The sequence below is a fragment of the Rhizobium sp. GW821-FHT14E12 genome, assembly GCF_058803745.1.
Window position 1 is genome coordinate 666361 of sequence record NZ_JBXAPH010000003.1, and the last position, 18411, is coordinate 684771.

16 protein-coding genes are annotated in these 18411 nt (G+C 61.4%); 9 read left to right on the top strand and 7 right to left on the bottom strand.

Features of this window, described 5'->3' with window-relative positions:
* Positions 1-4 precede the first annotated feature (4 nt).
* Both AC1RO0_RS16370 and AC1RO0_RS16375 read right to left on the bottom strand, forming a co-directional pair.
* The gene (locus tag AC1RO0_RS16370; protein WP_498593938.1) at positions 5-1192 is read right to left on the bottom strand and encodes an acyl-CoA dehydrogenase family protein; all 1188 of its coding nucleotides are present in this window, start codon (positions 1190-1192) and stop codon (positions 5-7) included.
* Between the two features lie 63 nt (positions 1193-1255).
* Complete coding sequence (locus AC1RO0_RS16375) at positions 1256-2356, bottom strand: LLM class flavin-dependent oxidoreductase (RefSeq protein WP_498593939.1); 1101 nt, start codon at positions 2354-2356, stop codon at positions 1256-1258.
* A gap of 446 nt (positions 2357-2802) precedes the next feature.
* Here AC1RO0_RS16375 and AC1RO0_RS16380 point away from each other — a divergent pair, with 446 nt between their 5' ends.
* From AC1RO0_RS16380 to AC1RO0_RS16400, 5 genes are all read left to right on the top strand, one after another.
* Positions 2803-3759 carry an ABC transporter substrate-binding protein gene (locus AC1RO0_RS16380; RefSeq protein ID WP_498593940.1) on the top strand — a complete coding sequence of 319 codons (957 nt, stop codon included), beginning with the start codon at positions 2803-2805 and terminating at the stop codon, positions 3757-3759.
* Positions 3756-4562 carry an ABC transporter permease gene (locus AC1RO0_RS16385; RefSeq protein ID WP_498593941.1) on the top strand — a complete coding sequence of 269 codons (807 nt, stop codon included), beginning with the start codon at positions 3756-3758 and terminating at the stop codon, positions 4560-4562. The genes AC1RO0_RS16380 and AC1RO0_RS16385 overlap by 4 nt, the downstream gene beginning before the upstream one ends.
* A gap of 114 nt (positions 4563-4676) precedes the next feature.
* Entirely contained in the window at positions 4677-5516 is an 840-nt protein-coding gene (locus tag AC1RO0_RS16390) for an ABC transporter ATP-binding protein (RefSeq protein WP_498593942.1), read from the top strand.
* Positions 5517-5621: 105 nt separating this feature from the next.
* Entirely contained in the window at positions 5622-7439 is a 1818-nt protein-coding gene (locus AC1RO0_RS16395) for a sensor histidine kinase (RefSeq protein ID WP_498593943.1), read from the top strand.
* Complete coding sequence (locus tag AC1RO0_RS16400; protein WP_498593944.1) at positions 7436-8788, top strand: sigma-54-dependent transcriptional regulator; 1353 nt, start codon at positions 7436-7438, stop codon at positions 8786-8788. The genes AC1RO0_RS16395 and AC1RO0_RS16400 overlap by 4 nt, the downstream gene beginning before the upstream one ends.
* Before the next feature lie 26 nt (positions 8789-8814).
* Here the strand turns inward: AC1RO0_RS16400 and AC1RO0_RS16405 are convergent, their stop codons facing one another.
* Entirely contained in the window at positions 8815-9885 is a 1071-nt protein-coding gene (locus AC1RO0_RS16405) for a LacI family DNA-binding transcriptional regulator (protein ID WP_498593945.1), read from the bottom strand.
* A 174-nt stretch (positions 9886-10059) separates the two neighbouring features.
* Here AC1RO0_RS16405 and AC1RO0_RS16410 point away from each other — a divergent pair, with 174 nt between their 5' ends.
* The 3 genes from AC1RO0_RS16410 to AC1RO0_RS16420 are packed head-to-tail and all read left to right on the top strand — an operon-like array spanning position 10060 to position 13382.
* Positions 10060-11418 (top strand): MFS transporter, encoded by a 1359-nt coding sequence (locus AC1RO0_RS16410; protein WP_498593946.1) that lies wholly within the window; start codon positions 10060-10062, stop codon positions 11416-11418.
* 37 nt (positions 11419-11455) lie between these two features.
* Positions 11456-12448 carry a phosphoglycerate dehydrogenase gene (locus AC1RO0_RS16415; RefSeq protein ID WP_498593947.1) on the top strand — a complete coding sequence of 331 codons (993 nt, stop codon included), beginning with the start codon at positions 11456-11458 and terminating at the stop codon, positions 12446-12448.
* Between the two features lie 4 nt (positions 12449-12452).
* Positions 12453-13382: a dihydrodipicolinate synthase family protein gene (locus AC1RO0_RS16420; RefSeq protein ID WP_498593948.1), complete on the top strand. Its 930-nt coding sequence runs from the start codon at positions 12453-12455 to the stop codon at positions 13380-13382.
* Positions 13383-13470: 88 nt separating this feature from the next.
* Here the strand turns inward: AC1RO0_RS16420 and AC1RO0_RS16425 are convergent, their stop codons facing one another.
* On the bottom strand, positions 13471-14364 hold the full coding sequence (locus AC1RO0_RS16425; protein WP_498593949.1) for an SDR family oxidoreductase: 894 nt from the start codon (positions 14362-14364) through the stop codon (positions 13471-13473).
* A gap of 124 nt (positions 14365-14488) precedes the next feature.
* Between AC1RO0_RS16425 and AC1RO0_RS16430 the strand changes: the two genes are divergently transcribed.
* Positions 14489-15463 (top strand): AraC family transcriptional regulator, encoded by a 975-nt coding sequence (locus tag AC1RO0_RS16430; protein WP_498593950.1) that lies wholly within the window; start codon positions 14489-14491, stop codon positions 15461-15463.
* 5 nt (positions 15464-15468) lie between these two features.
* Here AC1RO0_RS16430 and AC1RO0_RS16435 read toward each other — a convergent pair whose 3' ends face one another.
* The 3 genes from AC1RO0_RS16435 to AC1RO0_RS16445 all read right to left on the bottom strand — a co-directional run bounded on the left by AC1RO0_RS16435 (position 15469) and on the right by AC1RO0_RS16445 (position 18411).
* Positions 15469-15927, bottom strand: a complete 459-nt coding sequence (locus tag AC1RO0_RS16435) for a GNAT family N-acetyltransferase (RefSeq protein WP_498593951.1) — start codon at positions 15925-15927, stop codon at positions 15469-15471.
* Between the two features lie 130 nt (positions 15928-16057).
* Complete coding sequence (locus tag AC1RO0_RS16440) at positions 16058-17326, bottom strand: glycerate kinase type-2 family protein (RefSeq protein WP_498593952.1); 1269 nt, start codon at positions 17324-17326, stop codon at positions 16058-16060.
* A gap of 11 nt (positions 17327-17337) precedes the next feature.
* A complete protein-coding gene (locus AC1RO0_RS16445) occupies positions 17338-18411 on the bottom strand; it encodes a tartrate dehydrogenase (RefSeq protein WP_007690526.1) in 1074 nt (357 codons plus the stop codon).

Consider the following 18411-nt stretch of genomic DNA (forward strand, 5'->3'; position numbering starts at 1 on the left):
TCGATCAGCCGGTTTTGAGAATGGATCGGGAGACAAGCGCGGGGGAAAGCTCCGGTGGGCGTTGTGTCTTTGCGCCTTGGTCGAGTGCGGCGCGTCCGAGGATGGAAATGGCCGTATCCTCCTGCGGGGCGTGCACGAGGACGGACTGGATATCGCGGAAGTGTCGCTCGATGCCCACATCTGCGCTAAGACCGGGATTACCGAGCGCGCCGACGGCAAGCTGCACGGCCTGGCGAATTTGCCGTCCGGCCAAAAGCCGGGCGCGGATCAGTCTTTCCGGGCTGTCGAGGCCGTAATCCAGGGTGTCGAAGATGATCTGTCTTGCACCGGAGACCAGAAGATCGATCTCTCCGGCAAGCGTCACGAAGCGTTCCGTGCGGGCAATCGGATAGCCGAGATTGGACGGCACACGCTCATGGGCGAAACGGACGAAGGCTTCCTGGGCCGCCTCGGCCGCGCCGAGATAGATGGCGGTGAGCGCAAGGGTCATGCTGGCATGGGCGCGATTGTCCTGCGTGCCCGCGGCAATATCCGTTAGGTCGAGCACATCCTCGCGCGGGATCTCGACATTGGTGAACTCCACATCATGCGAACCGCTGGCCCGCATGCCGAGGCTCCGCCAGTTCTCGATGACATTGATCCCCGGCAAGCCCGAGGGTACCACGAAGGTGCCGACGCGTTGCGGCTCTTCGTCGGTGCGCGCCCAGACGAGAAAATGCGTCAGTCCGAGAGCGCCAGTGACGAAGCGTTTCTTGCCGGTGATGGACCAGCCATGCGGCGTGCGCCGCGCCAGCGTATCCGGCAGGCCGCCGCGCGCGGGCGATCCGAGGTCAGGCTCCACGCGCGCCGCGTTGAGCAGGATGGGGCGCTCCTTCGCCTCGGCCAGCAGACGGCGATAGAGGCCTTCCGGCCATCGGTTGCGGCTGGCCTCGCCGAGATGTGTGAAGATCGTCATCGCGCTGATCAGCGCCACCGAAGGATCTCCGCGCCCCAGTGCCGCGAGTACCCGGCCGGTCTCGGCGAGAGAGGCGCCGGTGCCACCGAAGCGCGTCCCAACGGTGCTTTCGAGCAGCCCACTCTTGTGCACTGCCTGGATACCCACCCAGGGAAAGGCACCGGTCGCGTCCGCAGCAGGTGCCGCGTCGGCCAGGGTACGGGTAAGATCCGTCAAATCGATCGTGCTATGGGACACTCTGATGAGCCCTTTCCGATTGAAGAAATGCGCGTTGCTTCATGTGTGTGGTCGCCGCCGCCCTCAGGCAACGTTTCGCTGTTGCGCAGCACGCTCATCTATTCCGGACCTGACCAGCGGCAGGATATATCGGCCATAGTCGATAGCATCGTTGAGGTTATCGTAGCCACGGATCGAGATCAGATCGGCGCCAAGGTCGATATAGTCGAGGATCGAGTCGGCGATGGTCTGCGGGGAGCCAACCAGCGCCGTCGAGGCGCCACGCGCATTCGTTGCCGTCACGGTCGGGTACCAGAGCGCCCGGTCATGCACCTCGCCGCGTGCGGCGATATCGAGCAGGCGTTGCGAGCCGACATTTTGCGGCGGCGGTGCCGATGCCGGGGCCTTACCGAGGCCCTTGGCGCGGTTCCCCTGCAGAGATTCCAGCACCCGATGCGCCTTGGCCCAGGCCAGTTCATCGGTTTCGGCGACGATCGGCCGGAACGTCACCCAGATGCGTGGGCGGTCGGTGCGCCCTGCGCGCTTGGCTTCGGCGTTGATGCGGTCGATCTGCTCCTTGGTCTCGGCCAAAGGCTCGCCCCAAAGGCCGAAAATATCCGCCAGTGCACCGCCGATCCGGTAGGCCTCGTCGGACGAGCCGCCGACCGAAACCGGGATCTTGCCGCTCACCGGACGGACCTGATTGCTGAATTGCTTGAACTGGTAATAGCGCCCGTCGAAATCGAAGGGCTCGGACGATTCCCAGGCGCGCCTGAGGATGCGGATATATTCCTCGAGCCGCTCGTAGCGTTGCTCCTTGGTCAGGAAATCGCCTTCGCGCGCCTGCTCGACATCGCTGCCGCCGGCGATGAAGTGAACGACGACCCGGCCTTCGCTCAGCTGATCGAGCGTGGCCAGCGCCTTCGCTGCCACCGTTGGATAGAGCGTGTTCGGGCGTAGCGCGATGATGATCTTGATATTCTTCGTATGGGCCGCGATGGTCGCGCCGATCGTAAACGGATCGAATGACGAGGAGTCGTAAGGGACCAGCGTATAATTGAAGCCGTAGTCGTCGAGCGAGCGCGCATATCGCACCAGAAAACGCGGATCTATCGCGGGCTGCGGCAGCGGATTTAGTTCGGTGGAGGGGTTGGTGAACGTAACGCTTATGAATTCCGCAGACATATTTCTTCCTCGCCTGTCTCATCAATCGATCATGCCTGAAACGTAGTCCGCAGTGATGCCGACTAGAAAGACCAGTCTTTCTGTTGTCTAGTAATTTTATAGAAATTATTTTCACAAGATGTGGCGCATGGAAAGGACCTCATTACATAGGGAATGTCGGGAGGAGATGCTCGCTTTGGGCGAGCAATATCTTGCTCGACATAGATCGAGGCTGGCAATTTTTTGCCGGAAGCACCGGTCGCCAGGATAAGAAGCAATGTCGGATCGATTTGATGCCGTCTTCCCGGTGAAGAAGAAAACAAACATAATTTCAAGATGTTAACATCCGCGTAAGGTGCAAGGAGGCCGTATCTTGCTGTCGTCCAACCATCGCGGTGGCAACTGGCACGCCCCTTGCTCCCAATTTACTAATCCGACTGTCGGATTGGTGTTTTTGGGAGGAAAACATGAGACATTTGAAGCGCCGGCTGCTGCTGGCCGCCGTTGCCCTTATGGCAGCAACATCCGTCAACGCCGCCGACAAGGTGCGGCTCGGCAATCTTAAATTCGCCCATTACGGCGCGATCTCCTACATGAAGGAGCTGGCTCCGAAATACGATCTGGAAATCGAGGAGCGGTTCTTCGCCAAGGGTATCGACATCCTGCCAGCCATTGTGGCCGGCGAGGTGGATGTCGCCGCAAGTGCTGTCGATGCGGCGATCGCCGGCCGCGCCAAGGGCGTGCCGATCTATGCTGTCGCTGGTTTCGCCAAAGGCGGCGCCCGTATCGTGGCCGGCACAAAGTCCGGCATTACGTCGATCGCCGAGTTCAAGGGTAAGAAGGTGGGCGTTGCCCGCGGCGGCGCCCAGGAACTGGTGCTGCTCGCCGAACTCGACAAGGTCGGCCTGACCTGGTCGGAAAAGCCCGGCAAGGATGTGCAGATCCTCTATATGGCCTATGCCGACCTCAACCAGGCGCTGATGGCCGGTGATATCGATGCCATGAGCCAGTCCGAGCCGCAGGCAAGCCAGGCCATCAACAAGGCCTTCGGCGTCGAGATCCTCAAGCCCTACGACACGCCGATGGGAATGCCCGTCCGCTCACTGGTCTTCTCGGAGGAGTTCTACAAGAAGAGTGACGTTGCCGAGCGCACCATGAAGCTCTTTGTCGAGGCGACCAAAACCTTCATCGACAAGCCGGACCTGGCGGAGAAATATGTCATCAACGACATGTTCAAGGGCCAGATCACGCCTGAGGACTTCAAGGACGCTATCGGAAACTCGCCCTACAGCTACGAGATCACGCCCGAACACGTCCAGATCACCACCGACCTGATGGTGAAATACGGCGTCGGCAAGCTCGTCAATCCGCCGAAGGCGACCGATTGGGTGAAGACGGACCTGCTGGAAGGAGCACTGAAATGATCAAGCGGCTGTTGCAAAACCTTGCCGTTCCGGTCGTCCTTTTGACCATATGGCAATTGATGTCCGTCTTCGGTCTGGTCAGGCCGGAGATCCTGCCGTCTCCCGTGGCGATCATTGAACGGCTGTGGCTTTACCTGATCCCGGAGGAAACCTTCCAGGAGGCCGGCAGTATCGGTGCCTGGATCATGTCGAGCGAGCTTCTGGGCGATCTGCTAGCGAGCCTCCAGCGCGTCGTTCTGGGCTTTGCCGTCGGGGCAGGGCTCGCGCTTCCCCTCGGATTGCTGATGGGCACGGATAAGACGATCGAGCGATATCTGAACCCGGTCATCCAGTTCCTGCGGCCGATCCCGCCGATCGCCTATATTCCGTTGGCGATCCTCTGGTTCGGTCTCGGCAATCCGCCCGCTATCTTTCTGATCGCGATCGGGGCCTTCTTCCCGGTGCTGATCAACACGATCAGTGGCGTGCGCAATGTCGACAGCATCTATGTCCGCGCCGCCACCAATCTCGGCGCGGACAGGCTCACTCTGTTCAGGCGCGTCATCCTGCCGGCCGCCACGCCCTATATCCTCACCGGCATGCGGATCGGTATCGGCACGGCCTTCATCGTCGTCATCGTCGCTGAAATGATCGCGGTTAACAGTGGCCTTGGATACCGAATTCTTGAGGCCCGGGAATATATGTGGTCGGACAAGGTGATCGCCGGGATGATCGCGATCGGGCTGCTCGGCCTTGCCATCGATATCGGCGTCAACAGGCTGAACAGCCACCTGTTGCGCTGGCATCGCGGGATCGAATCCTAGCCGGACCTGTGAGCTAGAAAGTCTTCAACCTGCCGGTCCGCCTGTCCCCGATGGATGGGGCGCGGACCGGCCCGATGGCATTGAGCCGTCAATGTCCGCAATGGGAGGAATTTTATGTCGATCATTCCCGTAAACCTTGCTCCACTCGCAAGTGCTGTTTCCGCGCCGCAGATTTTTGCGCGCGGCGTAAACAAGATCTTCGGCAAGGAGCCGGCCGCCGTCACGGCGCTGAAGGGCATTGATCTTGAAATCAATGCCGGAGAATTCGTCTGCCTTCTTGGCCCTTCCGGCTGTGGCAAGTCCACGCTGCTCAACGCCATCGCAGGTTTCTCCCTGCCGACCGCGGGGACCCTGGAAGTCTCCGGCAAGGCCGTTACGGCCCCCGGTCCGGATCGTGGCATGGTGTTTCAGGAATATGCCCTGTTTCCCTGGATGACGGTCGAACGCAATATCGCCTTCGGGCTGGAAATACGCGGGCTGGCGAAGCAACAGATTGCCGAGACTGTCACGCAGCTTCTGGATCTGCTAGGCTTGAAGGAGTTCCGCCAGCGCTTCCCCAAGGATCTCTCCGGCGGCATGCGCCAGCGCGTGGCGATCGCCCGTGTTCTGGCGCTCGATCCGCCGATCATGCTGATGGACGAACCGTTTGGCGCGCTCGATGCGCTGACACGGCGCTCGCTGCAGGATGAACTTCTGCGCATCTGGCAGGCAGTCGGCAAAACCATCGTTTTTGTCACCCACTCCATCGAGGAAGCCATCTATCTTGGCTCGCGCGTCGTCATCCTTACCTATCGGCCGGGCACGATCAAAAGGGATATTCGTATCGAATTGCCCTATCCGAGGGACACCAATTCCGTCGAATTCAACGAGATCAAGCGAGAACTGGCGCAGATCGTCCACGCTGAGCAGGATCGCTTTGCATCGGACGAGCGCCAGGGTCTTACCTTGGACTGACGGATCGTCAGGTCGCGCGATCAAGGACGTGTCACGGATACTGCTTTGCCGCGCGGCCGATCCTGCTATGGTCACGAGATCGGGGTACAGTTTGGGGGAGCACCATTGCGATGGAAATACCTGATACTCGCACTTGTGTTCATGGTACTCGGTGTCGGCATACCGGGGCTTGTTCAGGACGCGACGCGGAAATATGGGCTGCGTGAGGCGGCCGCTCAGTCGCAGGAGCGGCTCAGGCTCATCTCGGCCACCTTGTCGGCCCGCATCGAGCGGTTTCGCTACCTGCCGGATGTCGTGGCACGCTCCAGCGAAATCGAGGATCTGTTCCGCGCTGGGATGGCCGAGGCCAAGCGGCCGGACATCAATCGCTTCCTGGCCCGCTTGTCGAACGCATCCGGTGCGGTGGCGCTCTACGTCACCGATACGAAGGGATTGACGATCGCCGCCAGCAACTATGACACGCCCGACAGTTTCGTTGGCCATGATTATAGCTACCGGCCGTATTTTCGCGATGCGATGGCCAATGGCAACGGCAGTTACTACGCTATCGGCACGACCACAGGGCAACCTGGTTATTTCCTCTCCGTCCCCATCAAGGTCGACGACCGGGTTGTTGGCGTCTCCATCGTCAAGATCGATCTCCTGCCCGTCGAAAAGCAGTGGCGCGATGCATCCGAGCATGTTGCCATGGCGGATAGCGAAGGCATCATTTTCCTGTCGTCGCAGCCGGATTGGCGATACACGGCCACAGCCCAGATTTCGCCCACGGCCCTGGCCCAACTGAAGCAGGAACGCCGCTATGGAGATGCGGCGCTCACGCCAAAGATCAGGGTTCAGCAATCATCGGGTTTCGATCTGGCGACGGTTGAAGATGACGACAGGTCAGAACAACGCTTGCAGGTTACGGTGCCGTTCGGTGAAAAGGGCTGGACGCTGATCTACTTCGCGGATCTGACGGACATCAGGCGCCAGGATGATATCGTCGCCATTGCCACGGCGCTTGCAGGCCTGCTGGTTCTGGCTGGCATTACCATCGCCGTGCAAAGGCGACGCGCCCGGCAGGCGGCAAAACGTGCTTTCGAGCAGCTTGAACACCGTGTTGCCGAGCGCACCCAGCAATTGAAGCTGAGCCATGACCGGCTGGAGCTAGAGATTGCCGAGCGCAAAGAGGCCGAGCGGCAGCTGAGCGTCACACGCAGCAATCTTTCGCAGGCGGAAAAGCTCGCGCTGATGGGCCAGGCCTTTGCCGGGCTTGCGCACGAAATCAATCAGCCGCTGGCGGCGCTGTCGACCTACATCGCCTCGACCCGGTTGCTGCTTAAACGCCGGCAATACGCGCCCATCGGAGAAAACATCGATACGATGAACGAGGTCATCGGCCGGATCTCCGATCTTACCGGCCAATTGAAGCGCCTGGCGCGCCGAAGCGATGACGACTTCGAGGATGTCGACCTTGGAGCCATCATCGGGCGTACCCTGAAACTGCTGAAATTTCGTTTTTCCGACCTTGGCATCGAGGTTTCGCAGGAGATTGGCTCCGGCCTCAAGGTCCAGGGGAGTGCGGCGCAGCTGGAGCAGGTCATCCTCAACTTGCTCAGCAATGCGATCGACGCTGTCAGGAACCGGAAAGAGCCCTGTATCCGTGTCAGCGGTGCCGCAGAAGGGTCATTTTGCGCGATTGCCGTCGACGACAATGGCCCGGGGATTGCCGCCGATACCGGCACGCAATTGTTCGAGCCGTTCTATACGACCAAATTGCCCGGCGAGGGCCTCGGCCTTGGTCTGGCTACGGCCCATCGCATCGCAAGTGATCACGGCGGCACATTGTCTTTCGATCAGTCGCCGCTCGGCGGGGCCAGGTTCATTTTGCGCCTCAGGCAGAACGGTAAGAGCGCATCGCGCCCGGAAGGGGAGGTTGCATGACGGATGCATTGCCGGTCGTATTGCTGATCGAGGATGATGTCGCGCTGCGGCATTCGCTCGCCCAATGGCTGTCGCTCAATGAACTCTCGGTGATCCAGGCCGCCAACGGCAATGAAGCACTCAAGGTTCTTCGTTCGGATACGGTCGATGTCGTGATTTCGGACGTGCGAATGCCTGGTATCTCCGGCCTGGAGCTGCTCGCCGTCATCAGAAAAACCTGGCCGGAGCTGCCGGTGATCATCCTTAGCGGTCATGGAGATGTTCCCATGGCGGTTGCCGCCATTCAGGCCGGGGCGTTCAATTTTCTGACGAAGCCCTACGTGCCGGAGCAGTTGATCGGCACGCTTCAGAATGCGCTCGAACAGAGCCGACTACGCCGGCGGGTTGTCTCCCTGGAACAAAACAACGCAACCCAGGCCAGGCTTGAACGACAATTGCTGGGCAGCGATCAGGCGACCACCCGCTTGAAGTCCGCCATCGAGCAGCTTGCTCCCTATCACGTCGACGTGCTGATCAAGGGCGAAACCGGTTCGGGCAAGGAGGTCGTGGCCCGGTTGCTGCATGAGTGCAGCCCGCGCCAGGCCAGCCCCTTTGTCGCGATCAATTGCGCCGCCTTACCGCTCGACATAGTCGAAAGCGAGCTGTTTGGTCACGAGACCGGGGCGTTTACCGGCGCTTCGGGCACGCGTATCGGCAAGTTCGAATTTGCGAATGGCGGTACGATCTTCCTGGATGAGATCGAAAGCATGCCACTTTCCATGCAGGCGAAGCTTCTGCGCGCCCTGCAGGAGCGCACGGTCACCCGCCTGGGATCGAACCGGGAAATACCGATCAACATACGCATCCTGTCCGCGACTAAGGAGGACCTTCGCGATCTCGCCACGCGGGGGCTTTTTCGGGAGGACCTCTACTATCGGCTGGCAGCGGCGGATGTCGCAATTCCTCCCTTGCGGGATCGCGGTCACGATGCGCTGCTGTTGTTTGAACACTTCATGATATCGATGGCGGAACGCCTTGAGCGGAAGGCGTTGCCTTTGGCGGACGAGGAGACGCGCTTCCTTCTTGCCTATGCGTGGCCCGGCAATGTCCGGGAGCTCAAGCACCTGGCAGAGCGCCGTGCGCTGGGGCTGGATTGGCGCCCCGACACCGATCAGGAGGACGATCTGACGGTTGAGAACGCCTCCCTGGCCGATCTCGTCGATCAGTTTGAACTCAAGGTCATCGAACAGGCTCTGAGGAGCGCCGGCGGCAGGGCCAGCCTTGCGGCGGAACGGCTGCAGCTTCCCCACAGAACATTGAATGAGAAGTTGAAAAGACTGAGCATGAAGAGCAGAGACGACCGCTCGTAACGGCTAAGTCGTCCTGTGTCGTGCATTCAGACTGGCCCTGTGCTCTCCCGGATCTTCATTTGCGGATGCACCTCGATCGAGTGCGGCGCATCGCCCGTTCCGTCAATGGCGGAAAGCAATTGACGGGCTGCAAGTATGCCGATCTCCTGATTGTCGACCTTCATCGTCGTCAGGCGCGGCGACAGTCTTGACGAGATCGTCAGGTCGTCGAAACCAGTGATGGAGAAATCCGCGGGCGCGCTCAATCCCATTTCGGCGGCTGCGGTCAACGCGCCAAGCGCGATGTTGTCGTTGCCGCATATGATGGCTGTTGGCCGCGATCGTGCCGGTCGCTTCATGAGGCGGGAGAAGCTCGACGCGCCGAAATCCATCGTCGATGGTCCGATCATGAGGTTGTCGTCGTCCATCGCGACGCCTGATGCCGCGAGCGCGCTGCGGACGCCGTCCAACCTTGCCTTAACACGATCGTTCTCCGTTTCCGGCTGGAATATCGCTGCAAACCGCGTGTGTCCGAGCGACAGGAGATGGCCGACAATCTGTTGAAACGCCGCTTCGTTGTCAAAGCCGATGCACGGATGCGGCGAGGATGCCCGATAGGAATAGGTGAGGATATAGGGAACTTTTCGCTGCTGGAGTGCTGCGAACAATTCCGGAGGATGGTTCTCACCGACGATTGCCAACGCTTCGACGCCGCGCGCCAGCATGGCTTGAACTTGTTTCAATCCCTCTTCCGGATCGTAGTTGGAACAGCCGAGGAAAAGCGTAAAACCGCGCTCGGCGAAAATGCTCTGCATGCCGCTGATCTGGTGGGCGAAAATCTCATTGTCCAGTGTCGGGATGATGGCGCCGGCGATGTGCGTCCGGCTGGAGGCGAGCGCCCGTCCGGCGGCATTCGGAATCCAGTTCAGTGCCCGGGCAGCCTCCAGCACGCGTTCCCGCACACTCTGAGATACTTTTTCCGGCTCGTTGAAGGCGCGTGAAACTGTTGCCGTCGAAACGCCCGCCCTTTGGGCCACTTCCTCAAGTTTCACACGACCGCTGCTGCCGCGCGCGCGGCGCGCGCCCAATTTCTGCGAGCTTTCAATCGGTTCGTTCATATGAGCCCCTTCGCCATCTCTCTTATGGCTGCGGAAATTCCCGATGAAAAGTCATTTCGCATGCTTGACATGCAAACATGCTTTCTACATGTAAGCGCTTACATTTTGCGGGTCTGGATGAGTCCGCGATAAAACAGCAGGCCTTGAATAGGGCCGATGGGATGGAGAACTCGATTGAGCAAGACTGACAACACGACCGGCCCAACCCGAGGGCAGAAGACCGATCCGGTAGTCCTCGCCCGGGCGGTGTCGCGCGCGAAATGGCGCATCCTGCCGTTCCTGATCCTGATGTACATGCTTGCCTATCTCGACCGCGTGAATATCGGTTTCGCCAAGCAGTCCTATCAGGCGACGACTGGCGTGACCGAAGCCGCCTTTGCCTTTGGCGCCGGTGTCTTCTTCCTGACCTATGCCCTGTTTGAACTGCCCAGCAACCTGATGCTGCACCGGGTCGGCGCCCGCAAATGGCTGGCCCGCATCATGGTCACCTGGGGCCTGATTTCCGCCCTGATGATGTTTGCGTACAACGATACGACCTTCTCGCTGATCCGGGTGGTGCTCGGCGCCGCCGAAGCCGGCCTTTTCCCCGGTGCGATCATGTATCTGACGCTGTGGTTTCCGCGCGAAGCACGCGGCAAGATCCTGGCGATCTTCTATTTCGGTTCGCCATTGGCGCTGATCTTCGGCGGTCCGATCTCGGGATTGTTCCTCGATCTCGACGGGTTGTTCGGCCTGCATGGTTGGCAGCTGATGTTCCTGGTCGAAGGCGGCATCACCGTTCTGGTCGGAATCTGGGCCTATTTCTATCTGACCGACAGCCCGCAGGAAGCCAAGTGGATGCCGGCGGACGAGCGGCAGGCGCTGGCCACGACGCTTGCGGCCGAACAGGCGGAGAAGGCGCGAACCGGCGAGGTGAAGTTCGGCAAGGCGATCCGCAATCCGAAGCTCTTCTATTTCGCCGCGATCTATTTCCTCATCCAGATCACCGGACTTGGCGTAGCCTTCTACCTGCCGACACAGGTTGCTGCCCTGCTTGGCGTCAAGGTCGGCCTGCTTGTCGGCTTCGTCTCGGCCATTCCGTGGATCTGCGCGCTGATTGCGGGTTTCTTCTATCCGGACTGGGCCGTCCGCACTGGCCGGCGCCACATCTGCTTTCTGTTTTCGCTGGCTGCTATCGGCCTCGGCCTGATAGCCTCTGCCCATGCGAGCCCGGCGCTGGCGATTGTTGCCCTGTGCTTTGTCACCATGGGCATCATGACGGCGCAGCCGATCTTCTGGACCTTCCCGACGCAATATCTCGGCGGTGCGGCGGCGGCCGGCGGCTTTGCGGTGATCAATTCGCTCGGCGCGCTCGGAGGTTTCGTCGCTCCCAACGTCCGGGCCATGGCCGTCAGCTGGTCCGGTTTCGAGCAGTACGGGATATACGCCATCGCCTCGGCGGCATTCCTTGCCTTCATCCTTGTCCTCTTCGTCACCAAGGTCGGGGGAAAGCAATTGGAAAATACGGTTTCAACCACCGCCGTCCGGACCTGATCCGGCGGTACCCTCTCTGATATCGGTAAGATACGACATGACAAAAGCACGGAAAATTCTCGTCAATACGGAGCAGTTCAAGAATGGCGATGCGCTGTTCGAGCCGTTGATCGCCGCCGGCTATAGTGTGGAGGTCAACGAGACCTTCCGCTTGCCGAGCGAAGCCGAACTGATCGAGAAGTTGAAGGACGGCGTCGTCGCCACCATCGCCGGCGGCGAGCCCTACACGGCGCGGGTGCTGGAAACCGCGCCCGATTTGAAGATCGTCGCCCGCTGGGGTGTCGGCTACGACAAGGTTGACGTCGCCGCCGCCACCAAGGCTGGCATTCCCGTGGCCATGGCTTTCGGCGCCAATCACGAGAGCGTCGCTGAATATGCCTATGCCATGGCCCTGGCGCTTGCCTGCCGCATCGGTCCGCGCGACGCGATGGTCAAGGGCGGCAAATGGTTCTTCGACGGTTTCCACCCAGGCCTCTGGGGCCGCACGGCGGGCGTCGTCGGTCTCGGTCGCATCGGCGGCGCCATGGCGCGCCGTTGCGTCGCCGGCGGCATGACGGTTCTCGTCTATGATCCCTTTGCCTCCGACGAGCAGCTTGCGACCCTCGGCGCGCAGCGTGCCGAACTGAACGAGCTTTTTTCGAGAGCAGACCTGATCTCAGTTCATGCGCCTTCGACGCCGGAAACGCGTCATCTGGTCAATGCCGAGCGCCTGGCTTTGGTCAAGCCGACCGCGATCCTCGTCAACACCTCGCGCGGGCCATTGATCGACGAAACCGCACTTGTCGCGGCCCTCGATGCCGGTCGTATCGGCGGTGTCGGCCTCGACGTCTTCGAGATCGAGCCGCTTCCTGAAGCGTCGAAGCTGCGCAGCTTCGACAATGTGCTGCTCTCGCCGCATGTTTCCGGCATGGATCGCATGGCGGAACGTCTTGTCACGGAGCGCTGCGTCAGCAATATCCTCGAATATCTCGGCGGCCGCCCGCAGGCGATCGTCCCCTATGTCGTTAATCCGCAAGTACTGGCAGGCTGACACAATGCTCAAGAAGATCGAAGGTATCGTTCCCGTCATGATCACGCCGTTCACCGAGAGCGGCGCGATCGACTATCCCGGTGTTGCACGGCTGGTGGAATGGTACATCGCCAACGGCTCCGATGCGCTCTTTGCCGTCTGCCAGTCCAGCGAGATGCAGTTTCTCAGCCTCGAAGAGCGCGTCGAGCTTGCGGCCTTCGTTAAGGCGGCCGCGGCCGGCCGCGTGCCGGTCATCGCCTCCGGCCATGTCAGCGAGAGCCTGGAAGAGCAGCTTGCAGAGCTGAGCGCGATCGCCGCCACCGGCGTCGACGGCATGGTGCTCGTCACCAACCGTCTCGACGTCAAGCAGCAGGGCGGCACGAAGTTCATCGATGATCTCAACTGGCTCCTCGAGCGCCTGCCGAAAGATCTGACGCTCGGTCTCTACGAATGCCCGGCGCCCTATCGCCGCCTGTTGAGCGATGACGAGCTGTTGTTCTGCGCCCGCAGCGGTAGGTTTGCGATTCTGAAGGACGTGTCCTGCGATCTCGAAACGGTCAAGCGTCGCGTGGCGCTGACCAAGGATACGCCGCTCGCCATCGTCAACGCCAATGCGGCGATCGCCTATGACGCCATGAAGGCGGGATCGCGCGGTTTCACCGGCGTGTTCACCAACTTCCATCCGGATCTCTACAAGTGGATGCTGACGAAAAGCGCCTCCAACCCGGCGTTGGCGGACGAGCTCTCCGTTTATCTCGCTCTTGCCGCCATGGCCGAGCCGATGGGATATCCGAAGCTGGCAAAGCTCTATCACCAGCGCCTCGGCACATTCTCCTGCGCCGACAGCCGCGTGATCAACTTCGATATCCGCGAGCGGTTCTGGGCGCTCGACGCGCTCATGGACAAGATCGTCGAAGGTACCGAGCACTTCCGTCGTCGGATCGCCGCCAGCTAAAGGCTGGAGCGATCAGCGGACGGAAGAGGCTCCTGGCGGGCTATGACCGCCGGGAGCCGTTGTGCCTTTCGTTGCTGTGCCATCCCAATCAGGCTTCGAAATAGGCCGGGTGGTCGATATCGGCGATGAGCCCGGGCTGTGTCGGCTCCCAGCCCAGCAGCTGGCGTGTTCGCGCGCTGGACGCTGGAACGTCCCTCCCGACGAAATGCCCGATCCAACCGAAATGATCTAGCGCTTCCTCAGCGGTCTTGCTGACGACGGGTATGTTCAGGCGGCGGCCGATCACTTCGGCGATGTCCTTGAACGGCACGCCTTCTTCAGCGATTGCATGATAGGGGCCGTCTGCGGCGCCGCGTTCAAGTGCGAGCCGATAGACACGGGCAGCATCCAGCCGGTGCACGCCCGGCCAGCGGTTTAGCCCTTCGCCAACATAGGCCGAAACGCCTTTCTCCCTGGCCGTGCGGATCAGGATCGGCACAAAGCCATGGTCACCGTGGCCGTGAACCGATGGCGGGAGACGCACGACCGCGGTGCGAAGCCCGCGCAATGCCAGGGCAGCGGCGGCTGCTTCCGAGGCGCGGGGGAGATTGTCGGATGGCTGAACAGCCGGATCGCTTTCGACTGCGGTGCGGCCCGGCGCCACCAATGCCGTTCCCGAAGTGACGATCAATGGCCGGCCCGTTCCCTCCAGAGCGGCGCCAAGCATTTCGATGGCGCGGCGGTCCAGCTCGCAGTTTGCCGCGAATTTTGAAAAGTCATGATTGAAGGCGGTGTGGATGACGCTGTCGGCGGCGGCCGCACCCAGGCGAAGGCTCTCCAGATCCTCGAGCGAACCATGATGGACCTCGGCGCCTGCTGTGGCGAGAGCCGCAGCTCCTGCATCCGAGCGGGTAAGGCCGATCACTTCATGCCCGGCGGCAAGCAGCTCCTTGACGACAGCAAAGCCGACCCATCCGGTGGCGCCGGTGACAAAGACACGCATGATGATTTCTCCTGATTTTGGTCGATGGCCGCGTTCGCAGCCAGCAAGAGACAAGCTAGGAGATTGAAGGAGAACGATCTATGCTATAAAGTTCGCATTATCTTCGCGATCGTTCGGAAAAATCATGGATCCGCTCTCAGACGTTCTGTCGCTCCTGAAACCGCGCAGCTATATGTTCGGCGGCTTCGAGGCGGGCGGCGATTGGTCGATCCGGTTCGGCCAGCATGAAGGCATCAAATGCTATGCTGTGGTGTCCGGTGAGAGTTGGCTCTCGGTCGAAGGCGTTCCCGAGGCCGTGCGCCTGAAGACGGGAGACTGTTTCGTTCTGCCGCGCGGACGGCCTTTTCGCGTTACCAGCGATCTGGCCTTGGCGCCTGTCGACTATCGCACCTTGTTCCCGACCAGACCGAACGGCAGCATTGCCAAGCTCAACGGAAGCAGCGACTTCTCCATTGTCGGCGGGCACTTTACGCTGACCGGCGGGCATGTCGATGTCCTCTTGGCAATGCTGCCGCCGATCGTCCATATCCGGACGGAGGCGGATAGGGAGTCGTTGCGCTGGTGCATGGAGCGCATGCGGCTGGAATTGCGTGAACCGCAGCCGGGCGGCTTCCTCATCGCCCAGCAACTTGCCTATACGATGCTGGTGCAGGCGCTGCGGCTGCATCTGGCGGAAGGAATAACGGGTGGCGTCGGCTGGCTCTTCGCGCTGGCGGACCGGCAGATGGCGGCGGCGATCACAGCCATGCACGAAGATCCGGCGCATCGCTGGACATTGGCGTCTCTGGCCGAGCGCGCCGGCATGTCGCGAACGACCTTCACCCTGAAATTCAAGGAGATGGTCGGGACGTCGCCGATGGACTATCTGACGCGCTGGCGGATGATGGTGGCCGGCGAAAGGCTGACGCATTCCAGCGATTCCATTTCCGCCATCGCGCTCTCGCTCGGCTACGAATCCGAGAGTGCTTTCAGCACGGCTTTCAAGCGGATGATGGGCTGTTCGCCACGTCAATATGGCCGTGGCGTAGACCCCGCAACCTCCTTGCATAATCGGAGCGAGACCGTCGGTGCCGATCGCCGTGAAGCCATGGCGAGCTAGGTGCGCTATAGCGTAAGCTTGTAGCCGATATGGCTGCCGACGAATCCCAGCTTCTCGTAGAAGCGATGGGCATCCGGCCGTTCCTTGTCCGTCGTCAGCTGGACGAGATCGCAGCCCTTGGCCCTGCATTGACCGATGGCCCATTCAAACATCTGCTGCCCCACGCCGGATCCCCGGTGCGCCGCTGCGATTCTGACCCCTTCGATCTGTCCGCGCCAGGCGCCCTTGCGCGCCAATCCTGGGATGAATGTGAGCTGGAGAGTCCCGATCACTTCCTCATGTAAGGTCGCGACTACCTGAAGCTGGTTGGGATCGGCGAGAATAGCCTGGAAGGCGTCGATATAGCGCGGGTTCGGCGGCGAGCTGGGACCCTCTCGTTGTTGCCCCAGGACGTCATCGGAAAGGAGGGCAATGATCGCCGGAAGATCGGCGGCTTGCGCAGGGCGAAAAATAACGTCTGTCATCGAGATCATCTCCACAGGGGGATGGTCGCAGATATCATATCTTGAGCGCGTCGCACCAATGTTGAACGCCGGACAACTCGACTCGCGGGCCGGTCGGCGACGAGATCGCGCAGGCTGCCATCTGCCACCTTTAGATGATCATGATCGCCCTGACATCGTTGACATTGGTGAGCGTCGGGCCGGTTTTGACGAGATCGCCGAGTACTGAAAAATAACGATAGCTGTCATGGGCAGCCAGATAGGCGCGTGCATCCAGGCCAAGCAACCGGGCGCGGGCGAGCGTATCGGGTGTTAAGATCGCGCCGGCGGCGTCCTCGGTGCCGTCGATGCCGTCGCTGTCGCCGGCGATTGCATAGATGCCCTCCATGCCGGCCAGCCCGACCGCAAGACCAAGCAGGAATTCCGTATTGCGCCCACCGGCCCCGGCCGGCCCCTTGCCGATGGACACCGTCGTCTCTCCGCCCGAAAGCAGAACCGCTGGAGCACGGACCGGGAGTCCTTTTGTTTTCGCGGACCGCGCAATACCGGCCATGACGATACCGGCCTCTCTTGCTTCGCCTTCTATGGCATCGCCAAGAATGAGCGGCGCGAGCCCGCTTCGCCTGGCCTCTTCAGCGGCGGCCGCAAGAGCGAGGGAGGGGGCTGCAATGATCGTCACGTCGCTGGGCAGGGCCTCGGGTTTCGGCGTTTCCTCTCCAGCCTCGATCACCGCGCGCGCCGCTGGCGGCAGATCGAGATCATAGCGGCGGATGATATCGCGGACATCGGCCATGGTGCTGGTATCGCCGATCGTTGGGCCTGAGGCGATGGCGGCGGGATCGTCGCCCGGCACGTCGGAGATCACCAGCGTCACGACGCGGGCAGGTTGCGCGGCCTGCGCCAACCGTCCGCCCTTGATGGCGGACAGATGTTTTCGCACAGCATTCATGTCCCCGATGGTCGCGCCACTTGCCAGCAGGGCGCGATTGACGGCCTGCTTGTCGGCAAGCGTCATGTTGCCAGCCGGCGCAACCATGAGCGCCGAGCCGCCGCCGGAGATGAGCGCGACCACGAGGTCATTCGGCGTCAGGCCTTTGACCGCCGCGAGAATGTCGCGAGCGGCCGTCTCGCTCATCGTATCCGGCACCGGATGCGATGCCTCCAGGATGCGGATGCGCCCGGCCGGAACGGCATGCCCGTAACGGGTGACAACGACGCCTGAGACATCGACATCAGGCCAAGCCGCGTCAAGTGCCGCCGCCATGGCGGCGGACGCTTTTCCCGCTCCGACGACCACGCAGCGCCCCCTGGGCTTCTCCGGCAGGTGCCGCAGCACCGCGGCAGCGGGATCGGCACTTGCCACGGCGGCATCGAAGAGGCGGCGCAGGACCGCGCGGCTCTCTGCATCTGTCCAGCGCATGTTTTTGCCCGCTAGACGTTCGAGGAGTAGATTGCGTCCACCACCGCGTCGGTGACGTCCTTGGTGGTTGCGGTTCCGCCGACATCAGGGGTGAGGATGCCCGCACCGGTGACACGTTCGACGGCGCGCATCAGGCGGGCGGAGGCGTCCTGTTCACCGAGATGATCGAGCATCTGTGCGGCGGTCCAGAAGGTCGCGACCGGATTGGCAATGCCCTTGCCGGTGATGTCGAAGGCGGAGCCGTGGATCGGTTCGAACATGGAGGGGAAGCGGCGTTCGGGATCGATATTGGCCGTCGGCGCGACGCCGAGCGATCCGGCAAGCGCGCCGGCGAGATCCGAGAGGATGTCGGCATGCAGGTTGGTGGCGACGATGGTGTCGAGGCTCTGCGGCTTCAGCGTCATGCGAACGGTCATGGCGTCGACCAGCATCTTGTCCCAGGTAACGTCGGGGAATTCCTCAGCCACCTCGGCGGCGATTTCGTCCCACATGACCATGCCGTGTCGCTGGGCATTGGATTTGGTAACGACGGTCAGGAACTTGCGCGGGCGCGATTGGGCGAGCTTGAAGGCATAGCGCATGATCCGCGTGACGCCGACGCGGGTGAAGATGGCGACCTCGGTGCCGACCTCTTCGGGCAGGCCGCGGTGCGCGCGGCCGCCATGGCCGGAATATTCGCCTTCCGAGTTCTCCCGCACGATGACCCAATCGAGATCGCCGGGACCGCAATTGCGCAGCGGCGGCGTTATGCCTGGCAGGATCTTTGTCGGACGGACATTGGCATACTGATCGAAGCCCTGGCAGATCGGCAGGCGCAGCCCCCAGAGGGTGATGTGGTCGGGGACATCAGGTGCCCCGACAGCACCGAAATAGATGGCGTCGAACTTCTTCAGCTGGGAAAGGCCGTCCGCGGGCATCATCACGCCATGCTTCTTGTAATAGTCGGAGCCCCAGTCGAAGTTTTCGACGTTGAACCTGATGCCACCGTCACGCTTTTCGAGCGCGGCAAGAACGGTGGTGCCGGCGGCGATGACTTCCGGGCCGATACCGTCGGCGGGGATGGTTGCAATTGCATATTCGCGCAT